We start from the raw sequence: 2401 nt of genomic DNA on the forward strand, positions 1-2401 counted from the left end.
CCGGCATCGGCGTCGGCAATAGCGGCATGAGCAAATCCGATCTGCTCGCCGTCGATGGCACGGTCACGAACAACGGCTCGGTCCAGTTGACCGGCGGCAACGCAACGGGTGCCACGGCACAGATGACGGTGGCCGGGGCCATGACCACCACCGGGTCCGTCTCGATCGGCACCAACAGCCAGCTGACGATCGGGAACGGCAATGCCTACACCCAGACCGCCGGTACCACCACGGTGGATGGCACACTGACCGGCGCCGTGCTCAATCAGGGCGGCACGGTTCAGGGCAGCGGCACGATCGACGGCACCGTCACCAATGCGGCGGCGATCGGCGGCGGCAATTACACCAACGACCAGACCGGCAGCCTGAGCATCAGCGGCGGCTACACCAATCAGAGCACCGGCACGGTGAACGCGCTGCTCCAGGGCACGGGCGCCGGGCAGGCGAGCAGCCTCGCGGTCACCGCCGGCCCGGTTCTGCTCGCCGGCGGCACGCTGACCCCGATCACCAGCAACGGCTTCACGCTGGCGGCCGGCCAGAGCTTCACGCCGCTCACCTTCGGCACGGATAATCTCACCGGAGAATTCGGTGCGCTGAGCTACAACGGCGCCACCGGCAACGGCACCAGCGTCGATCTCGGCAACGGGTTGACCCTCGAAGCCTCCTATAACAACGGAGCCGGCAACGTCACGCTCCAGGTCGTCAACACGCCGACCAATACCGCCGACAGCTGGAACGGTGGCACCGGCACGTTCAGCACGGCGTCCGGCTGGTCGAACGCAGTTCCGGTGCCGACCTCGGATGTCACGATCGGATCGACCGGCAACGGCGCCGTCACGCTCGATCAGGATGCCACGGTCAACAGCCTGGCGATCAACGGCGGCAATGCGCTGACCTATCAGGCGGCGACACCGCAGAGCCTCACCGCCGGTGCGGGGGTCACGGTGGCCGCGGGCGGCAGCCTCTCGATGCCGACGACCGGCGATAAACTGGCCGTGGGCGGCACGCTGAGCAATGCGGGCACCACCGATGTCGGGGCGGGGTCGGTCTATGATCTCGGGACCACCGCCAATCAGACCGGCGGCACCATGACGTTGGCGGGCGGCAGCGTCACCGCCGCTGCGATCACCAATGCATCGGGCGCCACGCTGGGTGGCAACGGCACATTGACCACGACCGGCGGCGGGCCGGTCGCCAATGCCGGCACCATCACGGCGAGCGGTGGCACGCTGGTGGCAACGCCGGGGATCGCCGGTGCGGGCACCGCCTCCATCGCCACCGGGGCGACACTCGATCTCAGCCATGCGAGCGGTGGCAGCACCACCGGCACCCTGGCCGATAGTGGCGGGCTCGCGCTGGGCGCCAACAGCATCACCGTCTCCAGCGATTACGACAACACCAATACCGGGGTCGGCAACGCGTACGACAATCATGCCGGCGTCACCGGCACCGGCGCGATCCTCGCCGCCGGCAATGTGGCGCTCGCGGTCAGCGGCAGCGGTGTCGCCAACGGCGGGACGGCGACGCCGACGCTCGCACTCGGCAATGTCCATGTCGGCAGCACCAACACCGCGCAATACGCGATCGAGAACACCGGTACCACCGGCCCCGCGCTGCGTGGCGCGATCCAGAACACCGGGATCACCGATCCGTCGCTCGGCGTGACCGCGCAGAATTTCGGCCCGATCGCGACCGGCGGGTCCACCACCGAGAGCCTGACCTACGACCCGACCACCGCCGGTGCGCTCGCCGGCCAGTCGGTGAAGATCGTCTCCAATTTCGACAACGTCGCCGGTCAGACCATGTCGATCACCGGTGCGGCCTATGCCTATGCCACACCGACCGTCACCTCCTCGCTCGGGGCGAACAATGCGAGTTTGAATTTCGGCGTGGTGCAGGTCGGGCAGGCGGTGACCGATCATCTCACCGTCGCCAACACCCTGACCGCGCCCTCGGCGGCCTATCAGGAGGGGCTCGACGCCAGTTTCGGCACGACCACGAATCCGCAGCTGACCACATCGGGATCGATCACCAATCTCGCGGCCGGGCAGAGCAGCAATGCCATGGCGGTCACGCTCGATGCCACGCAGGCGGGGTCGGTCGGTGGCACGGTCGGGCTCGATTTCGTCTCGAACGGCACGATCGACGGTCTCGGCAATACCGCCCTGCCGTCGCAGAGTCTGGGATATACCTGGTCGCTCGGGGCGACGGTGATCAATCAGGCGAACCCGAACATAACACCCGCCAGCATCGATTTCGGCAATGTCCGGATCGGCAGCACGCCGGCGGCGCAGGCGTTGAGCGTGCAGAATGTCGCAACCGGATCGCCCCAGGCCAGTCTCGATGCGCAGCTGAGCACCAGCGGTGCGGCGGTATCCACCAACCTGTCCAGCATCCATCA

The 2401-nt window shown here is 67.6% G+C and carries 1 protein-coding gene; it reads left to right on the forward strand.

What is annotated here, in order from left to right:
• Positions 1 to 26: 26 nt before the first annotated feature.
• Positions 27 to 2401, forward strand: a 2375-nt coding sequence (locus ACP5E6_RS14815; RefSeq protein ID WP_427955213.1) for a beta strand repeat-containing protein, incomplete at its 3' end; no start/stop codon positions are given.

The organism is Acidiphilium sp. (assembly GCF_049977125.1).
Taxonomy (GTDB): Bacteria; Pseudomonadota; Alphaproteobacteria; order Acetobacterales; family Acetobacteraceae; genus Acidiphilium.